4 protein-coding genes are annotated in these 3,374 nt (G+C 34.9%); all 4 read left to right on the top strand.

Annotation, left to right across the window (positions count from 1 at the left end):
• Window positions 1–807: permease (locus ACVC2P_RS03340; RefSeq protein WP_452597071.1), on the top strand; the 807-nt coding region annotated here is incomplete at its 5' end.
• A 12-nt stretch (window positions 808–819) separates the two neighbouring features.
• Window positions 820–1,836 (top strand): anion permease, encoded by a 1,017-nt coding sequence (locus tag ACVC2P_RS03335; protein ID WP_452597070.1) that lies wholly within the window; start codon window positions 820–822, stop codon window positions 1,834–1,836.
• A gap of 7 nt (window positions 1,837–1,843) precedes the next feature.
• On the top strand, window positions 1,844–2,464 hold the full coding sequence (locus ACVC2P_RS03330; RefSeq protein ID WP_452597069.1) for a hypothetical protein: 621 nt from the start codon (window positions 1,844–1,846) through the stop codon (window positions 2,462–2,464).
• A gap of 48 nt (window positions 2,465–2,512) precedes the next feature.
• Window positions 2,513–3,374 (top strand): dynamin family protein (locus ACVC2P_RS03325; RefSeq protein ID WP_452597068.1); only part of this gene is annotated, 862 nt, incomplete at its 3' end.

The raw sequence follows: 3,374 nt of genomic DNA, 5'->3' as shown, positions 1-3,374 counted from the left end.
CTAATAGGTGGTCTGTTCTTTATTGCTTTTACTGCCATTTTAATTACAAAATTCTTTCCGAAGAAAATTATACATCAAGCTCAAGAATATATTAAAATCTCAGAAGTTACTACTAACCCTATGAAAATGAACCATAGTATGATGGATCATTCCAAGATGGAACATTGTGATATGACACACACTATGATGCCTAAAAAACAAAACTTTAAAGACAAGCTAATCACAGCCAGCGCCCATTTTGTTATGGACGTAAATATGGTAGGCAAAGACATTTTTATTGGCGTGTTTATGTCTGCTTTCTTAATGGTGTTAGTGCCCAAAGAGTTTTGGGAATCTCTATTTCTAAAAGACAATGCGGCCTATCCCGAATTTGTTATTTTACTTTGGAATGCAGTAATTGGAGCACTCATCGCAGTATTAAGCTTTGTGTGTTCGGTAGGTAATATTGTTCTCGCTGCTGTACTATGGTTTGGCGGTATCTCGTTTGGAGGTGTTATTGCATTTGTCCTTTCAGATTTAATCACGTTGCCAATGCTACAAGTCTATCGAAAATACTATGGTTGGAAACCAATGTTGTTCATTTTCCTTTTCTTATTTATTGGTATCATATCAACTGCCCTATTTTTAGACTATTCCTTTGGTTTTTTAGGATGGATTCCTGAAAGCCCAACGAAAACATTACAACTTCATAAAAACCCATTTGAATTGAATTTTAATTCAATAATGAATTTTATTTTTATTCCAATCACTTTCATTTACTATTTTGTAGGTAAAAAACACAGTAAAGGAATGATGATGCATCACTAACTAAAAACAATAATGCTTTTAATAATAGGAATTATACTTGTACTTATTTACGATTTTACCAATGGCTTTCATGATGCGGCTGATATGGTAGCCACCGCTATTGCTTCACGTGCTATGTCTCCTAGTGTCGCTATTCTAATTGTAACTGCTTTTACATTTATTGGGCCTTTTGTGGGTGGCGTTGCTGTAGCCAATACCATTGGCGAGTTTGTGGATATTTCTAAAGCTGATGCGTTTGTAGCACAAAGTGTGGCTCTTTCTGCCATTGTTGCAGCCATTGCCTATAATATTTTGACTTGGAAATTAGGATTACCCACCTCATCTTCAAATTCGCTCACTAGTGGATTAGTTGGGGCTGGATTATTTGCCTTAAGTAGCCAAAATATTCATTGGGGAATTACCGAGCTTTTTCAAGGACAACTCGTTGGGTTTATGAAAATTTTAGCCGGAATCATCATTTCACCATTAGTAGGTTTCATTGTCGGATTCTTCATCATTAAAATTTTATTGAAACTCTTTTCTCGCTTAACCATACAGTCAAAACCACTACTAAAATACAGTCAATATGCATCAGTCTCGCTATTAGCATTTAGTCACGGTACCAACGATGCTCAAAAAGGAATGGGTATTATCGCAATGTTATTGGTCGCTAGTGGAACCCATACCGAATTTAGTGTACCCACTTGGGTCATTCTAATCTGTGCTTCGGCGATAACCATTGGGACAATGTTTGGCGGTTGGAGCATCATCAAAACTGTAGGTTTTGGAATTTACAAAGTAAAACTTGTACATTCTATTGCTGACCAATTAGGGGCTTCGCTCATCATTTTTGGATCTTCTTTAATTGGTGCGCCAACGTCTACTACACAAGTAGTAACTACAACTTTAATGGGTGTTGGAGCAGGCGAAAGACCAAAACACGTACGATGGAATATTACAAAAAATATATTTTCAGGATGGTTGCTTAACATTCCAACCTGTATTGTGTTAGGTTACGGAATTTGTTATCTATTCAGTCTATTTAATTAAAACGATTATGAATTTATTTAAAAAATATATCTTACCAGAACAGATTGATTTCTTCGGAAAAATGCATTCCCAAGTTGAACTCACTCAAGGATTAGTAGATACGGTCTGTGATTTCTATCAAAATGATTTGAAAGCATTTCCCAATAAGATTGAGAATGCTTTCGCGACAGCAGAAAAAAATCGAAAACAAGCATTACTCGACTTAAACAAAACGTTTATCACGCCTGTTGATAAAGAAGCGATAAATAGAGTTTATTTTCAATTAAACAGAACCGTTTTAAAAGTAAAACATTTGATTACTGAAATGTGTGTGTATAACATCTTCAGTCTAAAAGACTACTCGCTATTGCTCGATTTGTTAAAAGATGAGATGAATTTAACAACTAAAGGAATTACCTTATTGACAGACAAAAAATATCTTGAAGTTCATTCAAATACAGATAAACTTATTCTTAAAAGCAATGCATTTTCTAAAACCTACGCACAATTATTAAACATCCTTTTTCAAGAACCAGAACAACGAAAAATATTTGAGCACAAAGAGATTTTATTTCAACTAAAAGACATTAATCACACCTTGATTGATGTCAATTACGCAGTAGAAGATATTGTTTTTAAGATGAATTAATACTGATAGCACCCATTCAAAAATGAAAATTAATTACCTGAACAACTAATGAGTACCACTTCAAAAATAACAGTCGCTTGGGTTTTAAACGAACTATCCAAGAGTATTGATTATTTAGAAAACCCTTTGCTTACCGAAGCTTTAGAAGCACTCTATAAAAAGTTAGCTAACAACCACTTTTACATCGCTGTTTTAGGTTCTTTTAAACGTGGTAAATCTTCAATTATCAATGCCTTAATAGAGAAAAACATTGTTCCCACAGGCATTGTTCCGGTAACGACTATTGTTACGCTTATATCTTACAAAGAAAAGAAACAAGCCACGATTTATTTTAACAATGGAACGCAAGAGGTCTGTTTAATTTCTGAAATATCCCAATATGTTTCTGAAGCCGAAAACCCAAAAAACATAAAAGAGATAAAATATTTAGATATAGGATTACCTATAGATTGGTTCAAAGGTATTACCATCGTAGATACACCAGGCATTGGCTCTGGACATCTTCATAATACCGAGGAGGCATTTTCATTCGTTCCACAGATTGATATGGCGCTCTATGTTCTAGGCTCAGAGCTTCCTATCTCTCAAGAGGATTTAGTATTTATTGAAAAAATACAGCCACAAACACCAGCGTTATCATTTATTTTGAATAAAAGCGACCTGCTTTCGCCAACACAACAAGAACAACTCATTGCCCACAATACAGGAATACTAAACGAACGATTTGGGCAGCAAGAACGAAAGCTACTTCCTGTTTCCACACTGGAAGGACACCTTATAAACATCGATACCCTACGCCAAAGAATCATAGACGTAAAGACCAAAGAGAAATCAAAAATTCTCGCACATACATTCGGTATTCGCATTAAGAGGTTACTACATAAAACCAATATGCTGCTCGTCACCAAAG

This window comes from Pontimicrobium sp. MEBiC01747, from assembly GCF_053601635.1.
Note: the sequence above shows the minus strand (reverse complement) of the source record. Positions and strands in the feature narration are given on the sequence as shown.

Coding starts and splice junctions, on each gene's coding strand:
- ACVC2P_RS03335 (WP_452597070.1), top strand. CDS start 820: ATGCTTTTAATAATAGGAATTATACTTGTACTTATTTACGATTTTACC.
- ACVC2P_RS03330 (WP_452597069.1), top strand. CDS start 1,844: ATGAATTTATTTAAAAAATATATCTTACCAGAACAGATTGATTTCTTC.